The following is a 16387-nucleotide window of genomic DNA, read 5'->3' as shown; positions in this document are numbered from 1 at the left end:
TGGCCATGTTCCAAGAAGCGCCGCAGCGACCGGAGCAGTACCGCAGGTTCGAGCGGGAGACACCGGGCTGGTTCCGTGACGCCAAGCTCGGCGTCTTCGTCCATTGGGGACCGTACTCGGTGCCCGCCTGGGCCGAGCCGACCGGGACCTCCGGCACGATCGACCCGGACAGGTTCTTCCTCCACAACCCTTACGCGGAGTGGTATTTCAACACCATCCGCATCGCCGGCAGCCCCGCCGCGGAACACCACCGCGAGGTGTACGGCGACGCACCGTACGACGACTTCCTCGACCAGTGGACGGCCGAGGACTTCGACGCCGCCGATCTCATGGAACTGGTCGCCGCCACCGGCGCCGGCTACTTCGTCCCGACGACGAAACACCACGACGGTGTCACCCTGTGGGACGCCCCCGGCACCGGCGACCGCAACACGGTGCACCGCGGACCGCGCCGGGACCTCGTCGACGAGCTCGGCGTCGCGGCCCGCGCGGCCGGAGTCCGCTTCGGCGTGTACTACTCGGGCGGACTCGACTGGCATGTCGGGAGCACGCCACCCATCGTCGACGTCCAGAGCTTCGGCGTACGCCCGGTCGACCGGGCGTACGCGGACTACGCCCACGACCACGTGGCCGACCTCATCGCCCGCTACCGGCCGGACGTGCTCTGGGGCGACATCGAGTGGCCGGACGCCGGAAAGGCCGAGGGCCCCAAGAGCCTGGTGAGCCTCTTCGAGAGTTTCTACGCCGCGAACCCCGAGGGTGTCGTCAACGACCGGTGGGGTGAGACGCACTGGGACTTCCGGACGAGCGAATACCAGCACGGGGGCGCCGTCGAGGGCGGCGAGATGTGGGAGAACACCCGCGGCATCGGCTACTCCTTCGGCTACAACCAACTGGACGACGAAAGCACCTCCCTCAGCGGACCCGAGGCGATCAGCCATTTCGTGGACGTCGTCTCCCGCGGAGGCAACCTCCTGCTCAACATCGGCCTGACCGCCGAGGGAACCGTCCCCGACCTGCAGCGGCGGACGCTCGTCGAACTGGCCGAGTGGAACTCGGCCAACGGCCCGTCCGTCTTCGGCTCGACCCCGGTCGCCGCCGAGCTCGCCAAGCCCGGCGAAACGCCGTGGGTCCGCTGGACGCGGACCGGCGACCAACTCCACGCGTTCGTCCGGACCACCGAAACCGCCCCGGCGCTCACCGTGGACACGGCCCGCGTGGACCCGCGATCCGCCCGCTTCGCCGACGGGGCACCGGCCTCCGTGACGATCACCGGCGAGGGCGTGGTCGTCGGCATGCCGGCCGCGGGTGCCTCCGTCCCGGTCCAGGTGACGTTCGACCTGCGCTCCGCCTGACCCACGAAGAGAGGAAATGGCATGTCAGGGACCACACGTCCTCGCCCCAAGCCACCGCTGATCGCGCGCGCCATCTGGAAGATCCCGCTCATCGCCGGACCACGACTGGCCACAGCCACCGCCGCGCAGCTGGAGAAGCAGCAGGAACGGACGCGGGCGAGAGCCGACCGGCTGGGGCCCTCGACACATCAGCGGGTCATCGACGGGCCCGCCGGTGACATCACCCTGCGCATCCACACCCCCAGCACCGAGGCCCCGGACAAGCACGCCGTCGTCGTCCACTTCCACGGTGGCGGATGGGTGTCGGGAAGCCCCCGCGAAGCCGACTTCATCTGCTCGACAGTCGCCGAGGGAACGGGAGCGTTCGTCGTGTCGGTCGACTACCGCCTCGCTCCCCGAAACCGTTACCCGGCGGGACTCGACGACTGTTACGCGGCACTTGTCTGGGTGGCCGGGCACGCCGCGGAACTCGGCGGCGACCCGACACGCCTCGGGCTGCTCGGCGAGAGCGCCGGCGGCAACCTGGCCGCGGCCGTCTCCCTGCTCGCCCGGGACCGCGGCGGCCCGACGATCCGCCATCAAGGGCTCCTGTACCCGGCGACCGACGCCTCGATGACAGCACCCTCGTACCGCACGAACGCGAACGCCCCCTGGCTCACAGCCGCCGGCGTGCGCAACGCCTACCACCACTACCTGCCGAAGGACGCCAACCCCCTGGAACCGGGGATCTCCCCTCTGCACGCAGCCGATCACGCGGGCCTCCCACCCACGACAGTCGTCGTGGCCGGCCACGATCCACTCCACGACGAAGGGACCATGTACGCCGAGCGCCTGCGGCAGGCCGGCGTCCCGGTGGACGTGTTCGACTACCCCCGCATGGTGCACGGTTTCGCGAACGTCCCCCATCTGTTCGGCGAAACAGCCGCCGCCCTGGGCGAGGTCGTGACGGCACAGCGCCGGTATCTGACGTACTGAGGCACTGTCCCGGCGATCAGCAAGGCGTCTGCCCTCCGACACCCAAAGAGAAACGATCGTTTGCACTATGAGTTGCCGAGTGCTACTTTCAGCATGAAACGCAAACGAACGTTTTCGTTTGGTGATGCCGACGCCTCGAAGCCTCTTCGGGCGCCGCCGCACCGGACGGCGAGGAGCGCGTCATGCCGAAGTCGCCAACTGCCCCTGTTCTCCGGTGCCGCACGGATGTCCTGATCTCCGGGGCAGGCCCCACGGGACTGACCCTCGCGGCGAGCCTGGCCCAGCTGGGCGTGGACCATGTGCTGATCGACCGGAACGCCGAGATCCAGCCCGGTTCCAAGGCCGCCGCCGTACAACCGCGAACACTGGAGTACCTGGACCGGATCGGTGTCAGCGCGGACCTGGTCGACGGCGGAAAGAAGGGCCGCGGGTTCTGTCTGCACGACCGGGAAAAGGCGCTCCTGCGGACCAGTTACGACCGGTTGAGCTCGCCGCACCCCTACATGCTGCTCGCGTCCCAGCAGACCACCGAGGAACACCTGACGCGGCGGCTGGAGGACCTGGGCGGCACTGTCCACCGAGGGCATCGGCTGCTCGGCTTCGCCCCGGACTTTCCCGGCGTCACCGCCACGGTCACCACGCCGGACGGGACACTGCGTGCGGTGTCGGCCCGGTATCTGGTCGGCTGCGACGGCGTGCACAGCACGGTGCGCACCGCTGCCGGCATCGGCTTCCCGGGGGACGCTCCTGAGCAGTTGTTCGCGATCGCCGACGTACGCCTGAAGCCGGGATCGCTGGCGGCGGCGTCCGAGGATGCCACGTTCTTCCTGTCCGACGCCGGGCTGCTGCTCCTGTCCCCGCTCATGCAGGGCCTGCACCGCCTGGTCGCACCGGTGCCGCCCGGCTCGGCCGCACCGGATGCGGGAGAAGTCGAAGCGTTGCTCGCCGCGCGCGGTCCCGCGGGCGAGAGCGCGGCCGTGGACGAGGTCGTCGCGGCCGCCACCTACCGGGCCCAGGAACGGCTGGCCGAGCGCTTCCGCTCCGGGCCGGTCTTCCTGGTCGGGGATGCCGCCCACACCCACAGCCCGGCCGGAGGCCAGGGCATGAACACCGGAATCCAGGACGCCGGAAACCTCGCCTGGAAGCTGCACGCCGTCCTCACCGGCGCCGCACCGGACGAACTGCTGGACAGCTATCACCGCGAGCGGCAGCCGGTCGCGGCCCAACTCGTCGCTTCCACAAGCCAGTTCGCACGGATCGCCACCCTGGCCGACCCGGCCGCGGGCCGACGCCGCAACGCCCTGCTGTCCGCGGCGGCCGCCACCCCGGGCATCACCGACTGGCTGGCCGACACCCTCGCCCAGCTCGACATCAGCTACACCCGCGAACCCGACCTCGGCGCCCCACGCATCGGCACCCGCGTCTCGCCCCTGACCGTCCCCCCGGACGGCCTGCGCTGGACCCTGGCCCTGCCCGGTTCGAGCGCTCCGCAGCCCGACCACCAGGTGAGCCGGCGCGGGCCACTGACCGTCCGGCACGTCCCCGGTCTGCCGACCACGCTCCTCGTACGCCCCGACGGCTACCTGGCCGCTGTTGGAGTCCCGACGGACCAGAGCGACGTCACCGACCTGCTCGGTCAATGCGTAACCCAGTAAGTCCCCCTGAAAGACAGCGAGTTCAAGGAGACACGGACATGACCCCTCGTACCGCTTCCCCCACCCTCATCCGCCAGGTCGCCGTCTTCGACGGTCGTCGACCGCAGCCGATGCAGGACGTCCTGATCGACGGCCCCGTGATCGCCGCCGTCGGCACGGATCTGGTCGCACCGGCGGGATCGACGGTCCTCGACGGCATCGGCCGCACGCTGCTGCCCGGCCTGATCGACGCCCACACCCACACCACCGACACGGCGCAGCTGCGTCAGGCGCTGGTGTTCGGCATCACGACCGAACTCGACATGGGCGGCGCTCCCGACACCGCCCGACGGATGCGCGCCGCCGCCGACGAACGGGACGACCTGGCCGACGTACGCGTCGCCACCACCGGCGCCACCGCCCCGGGCGGACACCCCTGCCAGTTGGTCGAACTCGGCATGATCGAGCCCTTCCCCACCGTGGCCGGACCGAACGACGCCGAAGCGTTCGTCGCGGCCCGGGTCGCCGAGGGCGCGGACCATCTCAAGATCTTCATCGAGGACGGCACCGCCATCGGCAAGCCCCTGCCCCTCATGTCTCCGGAGACGCTCCTCGCCCTGATCAGGGCAGCCCACGATCGCGGGCTGCGGACCGTCGCCCACACCCTCACCCGCACGGCGGCACGCCAGGCGATCACCAGCGGCATCGACGGCCTGGCCCACGCCCCCGCCGACGGCACCAGCGACCAGGCCCTGATCGAAGCGGCGGCGGAGAACGGCGTGTTCGTCGTGCCCACCTTGACCACGCTCACCGGGATGACCGCCACCCCGGCCGAGTACGAACTCGCCGAGGACCCCAGGCTCCGCCCCTACGCCGACCCGCAGTGGCTGACGGACCTGGAGAAGATCCGCGCCATCGCCCCTGAACAGCGCGTGGGGCCCGTCGGGGTCGACCCTCGGCACGCCGCCGACGCCGCCGTACGGATGTTCCGCCTCGGTGTACCACTGCTCGCCGGCACGGACGGAACCAGCGGCCACGGGCACCCCACCACCCACGGCATCAGCTACCACGGCGAACTGGCCCTGCTCATCGCCGCCGGCCTCACCCCGGCCGAGGCCCTGACCGCCGCCACCGCCGCGCCCGCCGACGCGTTCGGCCTCACCGACCGAGGCCGGATCGCCCCCGGACTCCGGGCCGACCTGCTGCTCGTCGACGGCGACCCCACTCGGGACATCACCGCTCTGCGCGACATCACCGCCCTGTGGCGTCGTGGAGCCCGCGTCGAACGCTCCGCCCACCTCGCCACGCAGAGTCAGGAGTGACCATGACCATCGCCCACCCTTACGCGGCTCCGGCGTTCTCGGGCATCCACCACATCAAGCTGCCCGTCACCGACCTGGAGCGCAGTGCCCAGTGGTACGGCGCGGTACTGGGCGCCAGCCGTCTGACTCAGCTGGACCACCGTCGCCCCGACGGCACTCTCTTCGCCGTCATCCTCGACGTCCCCGGGCTGGGCACCCGCCTCGAACTGCGGCTGGATCCGGCGACCGCGACCGCCTTGGCGGGGTATGAATTCCTCACCCTGGCCGTCGACGACCGCGCGGCCCTGGACCGCTGGATCACCCACCTGGACAGCCTCGGCATCACCCACTCGCCACCGGTCGTCGCTCTGGTGGGCTGGGTGCTGGTCATCCCCGACCCCGACGGACAGCGCCTGCGCTTCTACACCACCGCGCCCCACGGACTGGACGCCGACCGGATCGAGTACGCCTCACCCTGGCTCAGCACCGGCCCCGAGTCTCGTCCGGACGACGAAGACGCGACCAACAGTGGGGGTGAGCCACTCTGTCTGGCGGCGAGGTGCACGGCTCTGCCCGGCCGAGGCGATCTGCTGAAGTCGCGGTTGGTGACCCTGGCGCGCGCCACCCGCCGTGAACCAGGCTGCCTGGCCTTCCGGGTGCACCGCAGCCGGCAGGAGCAGGACGCCTTCGTCGTCTACGAGGAATGGACCGGCCAAGAGGCCCTGGACGCCCATCACACGACGCCCCATGTGAACGCCTTCCGCTCCGGCGCGGCGGATCTCATGGCCGTGGCACCGTCCCCGGAACCTCTCGTCCCCTGCACCCGGATCTGACTCCGCCCTCACGTCGCCGCGTCGTCGAAGGCCGAGGCGAGGGACGAGAGGCCGCCGATCAACTGCTCGGTGGCGACGGGCTCCACGAGGTGCCGACCGACCAGGAGCCCGGGCATGAGCGTCATCAGCACGGCCGCGATCTGCGCCGGGTCCGCCGTGGGCGGCACCTGCCCCTCGTCGCGCCAGCGGCGGGCCAGTTCGACGAGGTTGTCCCGCATGCTCAGGTAGAAGGTCCGGGTGCGTCCTTCGAGTTCCGGACTGCGCAGTGCCTCGCCCCACGCCTGGATCGCGATGCGGCTCAGGTCGTACGACTCTCCCTCGCCCCGGTCGCGGGCCTCAGCCGCCATCGCCTCAAGCACCTCGGACGGCGAAGGGGCGGGACGACGCTCCAGGAGTCGGCGGAACAGGTCGCCGATCAGGGTCAGGCCCTCGTCCGCGGCGGCGTCGATGAGGTCGTCCTTGCTGCGGAAATACCGGTAGACGGCGCTGGAGGACATCCCGGTCGCGGCGATGACGTCGTCCATCGACGTGGCGTGGAAACCGTTGCGGGAGAAGCAACTCCAGGCACTGGTGAGAATGTGGCGCCGCCGTTCTTCCCGGAGCGCCTCGCTCAGACGGGGCATGCCCTCACCCTAAACGCAAACGGTAGTTTCCGTTACAGGAGGGCGGTGGAAGCCTGCCGATCATCGAGCGGTTGCGGAGGACAGAGCAGAGCCAGGCGGTCGGCGTCCTTGCTGCCCGGTTCGGCGGTGCCCACGAGCAGGCACTGGCCCGGCGCGTCCTGTACCTCGAAGGCCTGATACCAGAGGGTCAACCGTCCCGCCACGGGGTGGTCAAAGGTCTTGTCCCTGCTGCCCAGCCGATTGACGTCCTGGCGCCCCCATAGTTCCGCGAACTCGTCGCTCTCCGCGCGGAGTTCATCGATCAGGGCGGCGAGCCGGGGATCGTGGCGCTCCTGGCCGTAGGCGAGCCGTAGGGCGGCGACGGTGTCGCGAGCCACGGTGCCCCAGTCCGCGAACAGCGTGCGGGCGGCCGGGTCACAGAAGAGGGAGCGGACCATGTGGCGCGGGTCGGTCAGCGGGGAGAGCAGGGCGGCGGCCGACGCGTTCGAGGCGAGAACTTCCAGCCGCCGGTTGACCACGTAGGCGACGGCCGCCGGGAAGCCGTCCATCAGCCGCCGAAGTCCGGGCGCCACGCGCTCCTCATCAAGGTCAGGGGCTTCCGGTCCCGGTACCAGCCCAGCCAGACGGTAGGCATGCCAGCAGGCGTCGGAGTCCAGCCGAAGCGCCCGCGCGAGAGCGTCGATGACCTGGCCGGACGGTTTCCGTTCGCGGCCCTGCTCCAAGCGGGCGTAGTAGTCGACGCTGACCCCGGCCAGCACGGCGACCTCCTCGCGTCGAAGCCCGCTGACCCGGCGATCCTCCGAACGGGGAAACCCCACCTCCTGCGGACTGAGGCGGGAGCGACGCGCCAGCAGGAACTCCCCCAGTTCGTTGCCGCTCATACCTCGATCGTACGTCGCCGCTTCCTAGGAGTGCGGCACCCAGGAAGCTCCTGCCTGCCGACACCGCGGGATCGGGCCCATGCTGAAGGCATCGCACTGCCCGTCGCCGATACGGTCGACCGACGCGTCGAGCGCCTGGGCGCCCACGGGTGAGCCGCACGCCCCCAGCCGAGAGAAGGAAGCCGCGATGGTCACGGAGGACCAGGTACGCACCTGGGTCGAGCGCTACGTACAGGCGTGGACCACCAACAGCAAGAAGGACATCGCCGCACTGTTCACACCGCGGGCCGAGTACCACGAGTGGCCGTACGAGACCGACTGGATCGGCCGCGACGCGATCGTCGAGGGCTGGCAGGGCCGCGCGCCGTGGCAAGAGGGCGGCTGGGACTTCGACTGGTCCATCCTCACCATCAACGGCGACACGGCGGCCATCGAAGGCACCGGCCGCTACAAGGAGCTGGGCACCTTCGCCAACCTCTGGACGGTGACGTTCGACAAGAGCGGCAAGTGCACCGTGTTCCGCATGTGGAACAACGAGATCTGACCCACGGCATCTTTATTGGTCGCTTGACTGCGGTTTGCCCTGCTGCGGAGATGCGATACACGAGCGGGCGACCTCGTTGTGTGGGCAGGGACTTTCAGCCCAGTGACAGTCGTCGACAAGTACGGCTGGAACTAGCTGGCCAAGCTGGTCCCGCAGAACCCCAAGCTGATCCGCAGGGTGCCCGGATCCGCCGCCGGAGTGGCGAGCGGCGACTACCTCGCCTCCATCGCAGTCGGCGGCGACGCCAGCCCCAACGGCACCAGGTCTTCTCCCGTACCGAGACCTTCAACTCCTGGGCCCAGCGCGGCGCCATCTTCAAACAGGCCCCCGCGCCGCCGTCGACCTCTTCCGCTCCCAGGTCGAGCTCTACTTCGGCCAGGTCAAGGGCGTGGACCCCGGCGACCCCACGAACACCCTCGGCCGTAGCCCCGGAGCCTTCTGACCGTCGGCCACGACATCCAGGAGCGGGTCCGCCGTGCCGGCTGCGGCGGGCCCGCTCAGCGGCATGCCCGCGTGACACCGGGGGTGCGGGCGAAGCGCATCCACGGGGTGGATGAGCGGGATAGAGGATTCGGATCGCGCGGAGGATGGCGACCGGACGCCCCACGACCCATAGTCGTCCCTACCCGCACGCCGCTGTCCGGACCAGCCGCCGACGTGCGGCCGTCCTCAGCATGCCGTGCGCCGTCGGCGCCAGTGACAGGCATGCCCGCTCCCGTACACCGTCCCTGGAGTCGCCATGCCCGGTTCCGTTCCGCCGCCGTCTCCCGCCCTGGTCGACGAACCCGCTCCGTCGTCCGTGGCCGTCTCGGGTCCGGCCCATCTGCTGCGGGTGACCCTGCTGATGACGGGCAGTTGTCTGCCGATCCTGGGGGCGGTGCTCATCGCCCCGGTGCTGCCGAAGATGCAGGACCACTTCGCCTCGGTCCCGGGGGCCAAGGCGTTGGTGCCTCTCGCGCTGACCGTTCCGGCGTTGGCACTGGCACTGCTCGCCCCGTTCGCCGGTGTCATCGTGGACCGGCTGGGCCGCAAACGCCTGTTGATCGTGGCGACCCTCCTGTACGCCGTGTTCGGTACGGCGCCGCTCTGGCTGGACTCGCTGGGCGCCATCATCGCCAGCCGCGCCCTGGTCGGTGTCACCGAGGCCGCCATCATGACCTGCTGCACCACCCTGATCGCCGACTACTACTCCGGTCACCGGCGAGTGAAGTACCTAGCCCTGCAGACCATGTGCGCCTCCGCGTCCGCCACCGTGTTCTTCGTGCTCGGCGGCGCCGCCGGATCGGCGGGCTGGCGGGTGCCCTTCTGGGTCTACGCCGTGAGCCTGGTGCTCGCCCCGCTGATGGCCACCGCCCTGACCAACCCGGCGCCCCGCGCGGTCGCGAAGCAGAACCCGACCGAGGCCCCCGGCCAACACCCCTTCCCCTGGCGGCCGTTGGCGGGCATCTGCGCCCTCACCTTCTTCGGAGCGATGGTCTTCTACACCGTCCCGGTCGAGATGGCGTACCTCCTCGACGACCTCGGCGTGAAGAACTCCGGAGTGATCGGCCTGGCCACCGCGATCGCCAGTGCCGCCACCGTGGGCGGAGCGATCACCTTCGCCCGCCTCAAGCGCTCCCCCGACCCGATGCTGCCCGCCGTTCTCGCGATCTGCGCGGTCGGCTTCGGGCTGATGTTCCTCGCGGGGAACGCCCCGCTGCTGGTCGTGGGCGCGGTCGTCAACTGCGTGGGCACCGGTCTGCTACTGCCCGCCCTTCTGACCAGTGCCATGTCCCGCCTGGCATTCGAGGACCGCGGTCGTGGCACGGGACTGTGGATGGCGGCGTTCTTCGGCGGCGAGTTCGTCTGTCCGCTGGTGCTGCTCGCCGGGGAGTCGGCGGTCGGCACTCTGGCCGGTGCGGTGGGCGTACTGGGGCTGGTCGCCGCCCTCGTCGCGGCGGGGCTGTGGGCGTCCCGGCGCCGGGTGGGCACGGTCGATCCCCGGGCGCTGCCGGAGCAACTGGCCTGAGCCCACCCAAGGGCGCGGGGAACTGCGCGGCGGAGCCGCACAGCTACACGGCCTCAATTCCCTTACGGCGCCCCTCAGTTGCCGTCGTCCACGAGCGTCGCCCCCACCTCCGCGGCCTTCTGCCGCAGCCAGATGTGGGCCGCGTCCTGAGCGTGCACGGGGTGCCACCACATGGCCTCCTGCACCGGTACGGCCTCGAAGGGGCAGGGCAGGACGCGTACCGCGGCCGAGCGGACCGCTCTGCGTGCCAGGCGCTCCTGGATCATCGCGACCCGGCGGGTGCCCTCGACCATGTGGGGCAGCAGCTGGAAGGTCTGCACGGAGACCTCCACCCGGGGGCTGATGCCGATCATGCTGAGCTGGCGGGCGGCTGGGGCGTCGTAGGGACGCTGGTAGACCGCCCAGGGCAGGCTCGACAGCTGGTCGAGGGTGAGTTCGTCGCCGACGTCCGGGTTGTCGTCGGCGATCAGGCACAGCCAGCGGTCCTGGTGGAGGTCGACGGCGGGGAAGCCGTCGATGATGCCGTGGGGCAGCAGCAGGCCGTCGACGGTGCTGAGCACGGTGGCGGTGTTCTCCACCGCCGCGGGCGTCGAGTGCTGGAAGGTGAGCCGGATGCCGGGCGCCTCCTGGTGCAGGGCGCGGGAGAGCGCGGCGCCGAACACGGCCGCCCCGTAGTCGGAGGCGAGCAGGGTGAACTCGCGGCTCTCGGCGGCCGGATCGAAGTCGGCCTGGCTGGCGAAGACCCGCTCCAGCAGGTCGCACGCGGTGGCGCTGCGGTCCCGCAGGGCCACACCGAGCGGGGTCAGTTCGTAGCTGTTGCCGGTGCGGGCGAGCAGTTCGTCGTCGAAGTGGCGGCGCAGCCGGGACAGGGCCGCGCTCATCGCGGGCTGGCTCAGCCCGACGCGCTCGCCGGCCCGGGTGACGTTGCGCTCCTCCAGCAGCGCGCGCAGCGCCAGGACCAGGTTGAGGTCGAGTCGGGACAGGTTCACCAGGCACCACCTATACAAGCGAAAGCCATCCACGCCATGGATGTGGCGCATCCACAGGATTGATTTCCGTGATTGGCCGAGCAGGGTCAGAGTAGACCGCAACCCAGCAGGAGGAAATCTGATGGCAACGCATGCGCAACCTGCCGGCCCGTTCGCGCTCGGCACGTTCTCCGCTCAGGACGGGGATCCGTTTCCCGGCCTCCTCGTGCAGGAGCGTGTACTCGACCTGAGCAGTGCCCTGGGCTGGGCACCGTCCGGGATGCGTGCCGTGGTCGAGCGATGGGAGGAGACCCTCCCCGTCCTGCACTCCCTCGCGGACGACGAAACCCTCGACTGGCGACCGCTGGACAGTCTGCGCGTGCACGCCCCGATCGAGCCCCGCCAGATCTTCCAGTCCGGCGCCAACTACCGCCAGCACGTGATCGACCTGGAGGTCGCCCACCGCTCCCCCGACGACCCGCGCACCGTCGAGGAGGCACGCGCGGAGATCGCCGCGGTCATGGACCGCCGGGCCGCCGAGGACCTTCCGTACGTGTTCATCGGGCTGCCGAGCGCGATCACGGGCCCCTACGACGATGTCGTCCTCCCCGCATGGGCCCAACAGCCGGACTGGGAGCTGGAGTTGGCGGTCGTCATCGCCAGGCCGGCTCATCGGGTGTCCGTCGAGGAGGCGCTGGAGTACGTCGCCGGGTACACGATCGCCAACGACCTCACCGACCGCGCCACCGTCTTCCGCCGGGACATGAAGGCCATCGGCACCGACTGGCTGCGCAGCAAGAACGCGCCCGGTTTCACCCCGCTCGGCCCCTGGCTCGTCCCCGCGGAGTCGGTCGCTGACACCGGTGACCTCCGGGTCACCCTCAGGCTCAACGGCGAGACCATGCAGGACGAGTCCACCAAGGACATGCTCTTCGGTGTCGCGCGGCTGGTGTCGTACGCCTCCCAGAGCGCCCAACTCCTCCCCGGCGACCTGGTGTTGACCGGAAGCCCGGCCGGAAACGGCATCCACTGGGGACGGCTGCTGCGCGACGGTGACGTGATGGAGGGTTCCATCACCGGCCTGGGCGCGCAGCGCACCCGTTGTGTGGCGGAGGCGTCGGCATGAGCCTGGACCGGCACGACCCGGAGGGCGCGATCGCCGAGGCCGCCAAGTCGTTCTCCAACTGGGGGCGTTGGGGCGAGGACGACGTGCTCGGCACCCTCAACTTCCTCGACGAGGCCAAGCGCCGCGAGGGGGCCGCACTGGTCCGCCGGGGCGTCAGCTTCTCGCTCTCGCAGTCCTTCGACATGGACGGCCCGCAGAAGGGCTGGCGCCGACGCACCAACCCGGTGCACACCATGCTCGACACCGGCACCGACGCCGCCCTCGGCAACCAGGGCTTCCCGCACGGCATCGGCGGCGCCGACGACGTGATATCGATGCCCTTGCAGTGCTCCACGCAGTGGGACGGGCTCGGGCACATCTTCGACCACGGCAAGGCGTGGAACGGACGGGCGGCCGAGAAGGTCGTCACCTCCGACGGCGACCTCGTCACCGGCATCGAGCACATGGCACCGTACGTCGCCGGGCGCGGGGTGCTGCTCGACGTCGGCCAAGTCGTCGGCGACCAGGGCGAGTTGCCCGACGGCTTCGCGATCACCGAGGAGCATCTGACCGCGACCGTCGAAGCCCACGGGGTGAGTGTCGGCCGCGGCGACATCGTCCTCGTCCGCACCGGACGGCTCGCGCGCGCCCGGCGGGACGGCTGGGGCGACTACGCGGGCGGCCCCGCGCCCGGGCTGTCGTTCACCACCGCGGGCTGGCTGCACGGCACCGAGATCGCCGCGATCGCCACCGACACCTGGGGTTTCGAGGTGCGGCCCAACGAGTTCGAGAACGCCTTCCAGCCGCTGCACCAGGTGGCCATCCCCAACATGGGCCTCCTGATAGGCGAGATGTGGGACCTCGATGCCCTCGCCGCCGACTGTGCGGCGGACGGCGTGTACGAGTTCTGGCTCACCGCCGCTCCCCTCCCCATCACCGGCGCCGTCGGCTCCCCCGTGAACCCGATCGCCGTCAAGTAGCCGCACGGCCCGCACCCCGCCGCCCGAAGCCGCGCGGCCCGACCCGGGAGGTATCCCCGACGTGGCACACAACCCCACCCGTTCCGTTCTCGTCATAGGCGGCGGCACCGCCGGAAACACCCTGACCGTCCTGCTGCGCCGGGCCGGGATCGCCGTCGACCTCGTCGAGGTGAGCCCCGACTGGAAGGCCTCCGCCGGTTCCGGCATCACCCTGCAGGGCAACGCCCTGCGCGTGTTGCGCGAGGTCGGAGTCCTCGAAGGCGTCCAGAAGGACGGATACGCCGCCGACGGCGTCGCCGTCCTCGCCCCCGACGGCACCGTGCTGCACGCCCACCCCGAACTCCGCACCGGCGGCGAGGACCTGCCCTCCCACGTCGGGATGCAACGGCCCAGGCTCCAGCAACTCCTCATCGAGAAGGTGCGCGCCTCGGGCGCCGACGTCCGACTCGGCACCACGGCAACGGAGTTCGAGCAGGACGACGAAGGCGTGGACGTCACCTTCTCGGACGGCACACACCGGCGTTACGACCTGGTCGCCGGCGCCGACGGGCTGTCCTCCGCCACCCGCTCGATGATCGGCATCACCGACTCACCCGAACCCACGGGCATGGGCATCTGGCGTGCCCCCGCACCCCGCCCGGCCGGTGTCCACCGCACCGAGATGATCTACGGCGGCCGTTGCTTCATCGCCGGCTACTGCCCGACCGGCGAGGACACGGTCTACGTCTACCTCGCCGAACGGGCCCGCGACCGGGCCACGCTGGACCCGGACTCGTACGCCGACGAGATGCGGGCGCTCAGCGAGGGCTACGGCGGCGCGTGGCCGGAACTCCGCACCGCGTTCACCGACCCGAAGGCCGTCAACTACGCCTGGTTCGACCGGCACTTGGTGGAGGGCCCCTGGCATCGCGGCCGGATCGTGCTGGTCGGCGACGCCGCCCACGCCTGCCCGCCCACCTTCGCCCAGGGCGCCGCGATGTCCCTGGAGGACGCCCAGGTCCTCGCCGAACTGCTGGCCGGCCCGGACGACTGGGACGCGCAGTCCCTCGACCGGCTCCTCACCGACTACCACTCCCGACGACTGCCGCGCGTGCGCATGGTCGTCGACGCCTCCGTCCAGCTCGGCCAGTGGCTGCTCGACGGCGTGCGCGACGCGGACGTGCCCGGGCTGATGGGCCGCACCCTGAGCGCGCTGAAGGAACTTCCGTGACCGACCTCATCGACCCCTTGTCGACACCGACGATCGACGTCCACGCCCACCTCCTGCTCCCGGAGGTCGAGGAGGCCGTCGCGGGTCGCCCCGGCCTCGCCGCGGCCCGCGCCCTCGACGCCCGCCGCAACGGCCCGGCCGCCCTGGCCGTGAGCGGTCCGATGGTCGGCGCACGCGTGCCTAAGCTGACGGACGTCGCCGTACGCCTGGCGGCCATGGACGACCAGGGCGTGGACATCCAGCTGGTCAGCCCGTCCCCGTCGCACTACCACTACTGGGCCGATGCCCAACTGGCCGAGCGCATCTGCCAGTTGGCCAACGAAGGTACCGCCGCACACTGTGCGAAGGCCCCCGACCGACTGGACGGCCTCGGCCTGGTTCCGCTCCAACACCCGGATCTCGCGGTCGAGTTGCTCGACCACGCGCTGGACCAGGGGCTGCGGGGCGTGGAGATCTCCTCGCACGCACCCGGACTTGAGCTGTCGGACCCGGCGTACGAACCTCTGTGGTCCCGGGCGGAGGAGACAGGAGCCCTCCTCCACCTGCACCCGTTCGGCTGCACGCTCGACGAGCGCCTGGACCAGTGGTACCTGTCCAACACCGTCGGCCAGCCCACCGAGAACGCGGTGGCCCTCTCCCACCTGATCTTCTCCGGCGTACTGGACCGCCACCCGGGCCTGAAGCTGATCGCGGCACACGGCGGTGGCTATCTGCCGACCCACATCGGCCGCTCCGACCACGCCTGGCGGGCCCGCCCCGACGCACACGGCTGCGCACGAGAGCCGAGCAGCTACCTGCGGCAGCTGTACTTCGACTCGCTCGTCCACGACTCGTACGTACTGCGGGAGTTGGTCCGGGCCGCCGGCGCCGACCACGTCCTGCTCGGCTCCGACTTCCCCTTCGACATGGGCACCGACGACCCGCTGGACGCGCTGCGGGCGGCGGACCTGACCGACCACGACTTCCACGCCGTACGGGGCGGCAACGCCGCCGCCCTCCTCCGGAAGGACTGACACCATGCGTCTCCTCACCCACCTCCGGCACGTCGACCTCGCCGTGCCCGACTACGACAAGCAGCTCGACTTCTACTCCGGCGTCTGGGGCCTGACCAAGGTCTCCGAGGACTCCGGCATCTCCTTCCTCGCCGCCGAGGGCAGCCCCGAGCAGTACGTCGTACGGCTGCGCAAGGACGACGAGAAGCGCCTCGACCTGGTCTCCTACGGGGCCGCTTCAGCGGCTGACGTCGACACCCTCGCCGAGCAACTCCTCGCTGGAGGAGTGCGGTTGATCTCCCAGCCGGGCAAGGTGGACACCCCCGGGGGCGGTTACGGCTTCCGCTTCTTCGACGTCGACGGCCGCACCGTCGAGGTCTCGGCCGACGTGGAGGTACGGCAGCACCGCAAGATCGAGGAGAAGGAGTCGATCCCGGTCAAGCTGTCACACGTCGTCCTCAACTCGCCGGACATCGACAGGACCCGCGCCTGGTACGAGCAGCACCTCGGCTTCCGTCACTCCGACACGCTGAGCTCGCCGTACGTCGGTGAGGTCATGCACTTCATGCGGATCAACAGCAAGCACCACTCCATGGCCATCGCCAAGGGTCCGCACACGTCGCTGCACCACGTCTCCTTCGAGATGCGCGGCATCGACGAGTACATGCGCGGCTCCGGTCGCGTGATGCGGGCCGGCGTCAAGAAGGTCTGGGGTCCGGGCCGGCACCTGGCGGGCAACAACACGTTCACCTACTTCCTCGACCCGCACGGCAACACCGTCGAGTACTCGACGGAGTTGGAGGACCTGGACGAGGACACCTGGCACCCCCACGTCTACGACTTCTCCCAGCCGGAGATCACCGACCAGTGGGGTACCGCCAACCCGATGAACGAACTGGTCGCCAAGGAGTCCTTCAACGACCCCGACCGCGGTTGCTTCGTCGCCCCGCCGGTCTGATCCGCCGGGGCCCCCGGTCC

15 protein-coding genes are annotated in these 16387 nt (G+C 70.5%); 12 read left to right on the top strand and 3 right to left on the bottom strand.

The features are described from left to right. Window positions 1–5: 5 nt before the first annotated feature. The 5 genes from OG496_RS50460 to OG496_RS50440 all read left to right on the top strand — a co-directional run bounded on the left by OG496_RS50460 (window position 6) and on the right by OG496_RS50440 (window position 6098). Complete coding sequence (locus OG496_RS50460) at window positions 6–1355, top strand: alpha-L-fucosidase (protein WP_405976864.1); 1350 nt, start codon at window positions 6–8, stop codon at window positions 1353–1355. A gap of 21 nt (window positions 1356–1376) precedes the next feature. Then, complete coding sequence (locus OG496_RS50455) at window positions 1377–2330, top strand: alpha/beta hydrolase (RefSeq protein WP_405975745.1); 954 nt, start codon at window positions 1377–1379, stop codon at window positions 2328–2330. A 182-nt stretch (window positions 2331–2512) separates the two neighbouring features. Further along, complete coding sequence (locus tag OG496_RS50450) at window positions 2513–3985, top strand: FAD-dependent monooxygenase (protein WP_405975744.1); 1473 nt, start codon at window positions 2513–2515, stop codon at window positions 3983–3985. Between the two features lie 38 nt (window positions 3986–4023). Then, window positions 4024–5286 (top strand): amidohydrolase family protein, encoded by a 1263-nt coding sequence (locus tag OG496_RS50445; protein WP_405975743.1) that lies wholly within the window; start codon window positions 4024–4026, stop codon window positions 5284–5286. Window positions 5287–5288: 2 nt separating this feature from the next. Further along, entirely contained in the window at window positions 5289–6098 is an 810-nt protein-coding gene (locus tag OG496_RS50440; RefSeq protein WP_405975742.1) for an antibiotic biosynthesis monooxygenase, read from the top strand. 8 nt (window positions 6099–6106) lie between these two features. Here OG496_RS50440 and OG496_RS50435 read toward each other — a convergent pair whose 3' ends face one another. Together OG496_RS50435 and OG496_RS50430 are read right to left on the bottom strand one after the other, a co-directional pair. Continuing rightward, window positions 6107–6721 (bottom strand): TetR/AcrR family transcriptional regulator, encoded by a 615-nt coding sequence (locus OG496_RS50435; RefSeq protein ID WP_405975741.1) that lies wholly within the window; start codon window positions 6719–6721, stop codon window positions 6107–6109. Window positions 6722–6753: 32 nt separating this feature from the next. Beyond that, on the bottom strand, window positions 6754–7602 hold the full coding sequence (locus OG496_RS50430; RefSeq protein WP_405975740.1) for a helix-turn-helix domain-containing protein: 849 nt from the start codon (window positions 7600–7602) through the stop codon (window positions 6754–6756). A 79-nt stretch (window positions 7603–7681) separates the two neighbouring features. Between OG496_RS50430 and OG496_RS50425 the strand changes: the two genes are divergently transcribed. Both OG496_RS50425 and OG496_RS50420 read left to right on the top strand, forming a co-directional pair. Next, on the top strand, window positions 7682–8146 hold the full coding sequence (locus OG496_RS50425; RefSeq protein WP_405975739.1) for a nuclear transport factor 2 family protein: 465 nt from the start codon (window positions 7682–7684) through the stop codon (window positions 8144–8146). 739 nt (window positions 8147–8885) lie between these two features. Then, complete coding sequence (locus OG496_RS50420) at window positions 8886–10154, top strand: MFS transporter (RefSeq protein ID WP_405975738.1); 1269 nt, start codon at window positions 8886–8888, stop codon at window positions 10152–10154. Between the two features lie 74 nt (window positions 10155–10228). Here the strand turns inward: OG496_RS50420 and OG496_RS50415 are convergent, their stop codons facing one another. Then, on the bottom strand, window positions 10229–11143 hold the full coding sequence (locus OG496_RS50415; RefSeq protein WP_405975737.1) for a LysR family transcriptional regulator: 915 nt from the start codon (window positions 11141–11143) through the stop codon (window positions 10229–10231). A gap of 121 nt (window positions 11144–11264) precedes the next feature. Between OG496_RS50415 and OG496_RS50410 the strand changes: the two genes are divergently transcribed. From OG496_RS50410 to OG496_RS50390, 5 genes are all read left to right on the top strand, one after another. Then, window positions 11265–12248, top strand: coding sequence for a fumarylacetoacetate hydrolase family protein (locus OG496_RS50410; protein ID WP_405975736.1), 984 nt, complete (start codon window positions 11265–11267; stop codon window positions 12246–12248). Next, the gene (locus OG496_RS50405) at window positions 12245–13207 is read left to right on the top strand and encodes a cyclase family protein (protein ID WP_405975735.1); all 963 of its coding nucleotides are present in this window, start codon (window positions 12245–12247) and stop codon (window positions 13205–13207) included. The genes OG496_RS50410 and OG496_RS50405 overlap by 4 nt, the downstream gene beginning before the upstream one ends. Before the next feature lie 61 nt (window positions 13208–13268). Continuing rightward, window positions 13269–14417, top strand: a complete 1149-nt coding sequence (locus OG496_RS50400; RefSeq protein ID WP_405975734.1) for an FAD-dependent oxidoreductase — start codon at window positions 13269–13271, stop codon at window positions 14415–14417. Window positions 14418–14434: 17 nt separating this feature from the next. Beyond that, window positions 14435–15430, top strand: a complete 996-nt coding sequence (locus OG496_RS50395; RefSeq protein WP_405976863.1) for an amidohydrolase family protein — start codon at window positions 14435–14437, stop codon at window positions 15428–15430. Between the two features lie 4 nt (window positions 15431–15434). After that, window positions 15435–16367, top strand: a complete 933-nt coding sequence (locus OG496_RS50390; RefSeq protein WP_405975733.1) for a VOC family protein — start codon at window positions 15435–15437, stop codon at window positions 16365–16367. Window positions 16368–16387 lie beyond the last annotated feature (20 nt).

The sequence above is a fragment of the Streptomyces sp. NBC_00988 genome (assembly GCF_045162645.1).
Lineage (GTDB): Bacteria > Actinomycetota > Actinomycetes > Streptomycetales > Streptomycetaceae > Streptomyces.
This window is presented reverse-complemented; position numbering and strand designations above follow the sequence as displayed.

Coding starts and splice junctions, on each gene's coding strand:
- OG496_RS50460 (WP_405976864.1), top strand. CDS start 6: ATGTTCCAAGAAGCGCCGCAGCGACCGGAGCAGTACCGCAGGTTCGAG.
- OG496_RS50455 (WP_405975745.1), top strand. CDS start 1,377: ATGTCAGGGACCACACGTCCTCGCCCCAAGCCACCGCTGATCGCGCGC.
- OG496_RS50450 (WP_405975744.1), top strand. CDS start 2,513: ATGCCGAAGTCGCCAACTGCCCCTGTTCTCCGGTGCCGCACGGATGTC.
- OG496_RS50445 (WP_405975743.1), top strand. CDS start 4,024: ATGACCCCTCGTACCGCTTCCCCCACCCTCATCCGCCAGGTCGCCGTC.
- OG496_RS50440 (WP_405975742.1), top strand. CDS start 5,289: ATGACCATCGCCCACCCTTACGCGGCTCCGGCGTTCTCGGGCATCCAC.
- OG496_RS50435 (WP_405975741.1), bottom strand. CDS start 6,721: ATGCCCCGTCTGAGCGAGGCGCTCCGGGAAGAACGGCGGCGCCACATT.
- OG496_RS50430 (WP_405975740.1), bottom strand. CDS start 7,602: ATGAGCGGCAACGAACTGGGGGAGTTCCTGCTGGCGCGTCGCTCCCGC.
- OG496_RS50425 (WP_405975739.1), top strand. CDS start 7,682: ATGCTGAAGGCATCGCACTGCCCGTCGCCGATACGGTCGACCGACGCG.
- OG496_RS50420 (WP_405975738.1), top strand. CDS start 8,886: ATGCCCGGTTCCGTTCCGCCGCCGTCTCCCGCCCTGGTCGACGAACCC.
- OG496_RS50410 (WP_405975736.1), top strand. CDS start 11,265: ATGGCAACGCATGCGCAACCTGCCGGCCCGTTCGCGCTCGGCACGTTC.
- OG496_RS50405 (WP_405975735.1), top strand. CDS start 12,245: ATGAGCCTGGACCGGCACGACCCGGAGGGCGCGATCGCCGAGGCCGCC.
- OG496_RS50390 (WP_405975733.1), top strand. CDS start 15,435: ATGCGTCTCCTCACCCACCTCCGGCACGTCGACCTCGCCGTGCCCGAC.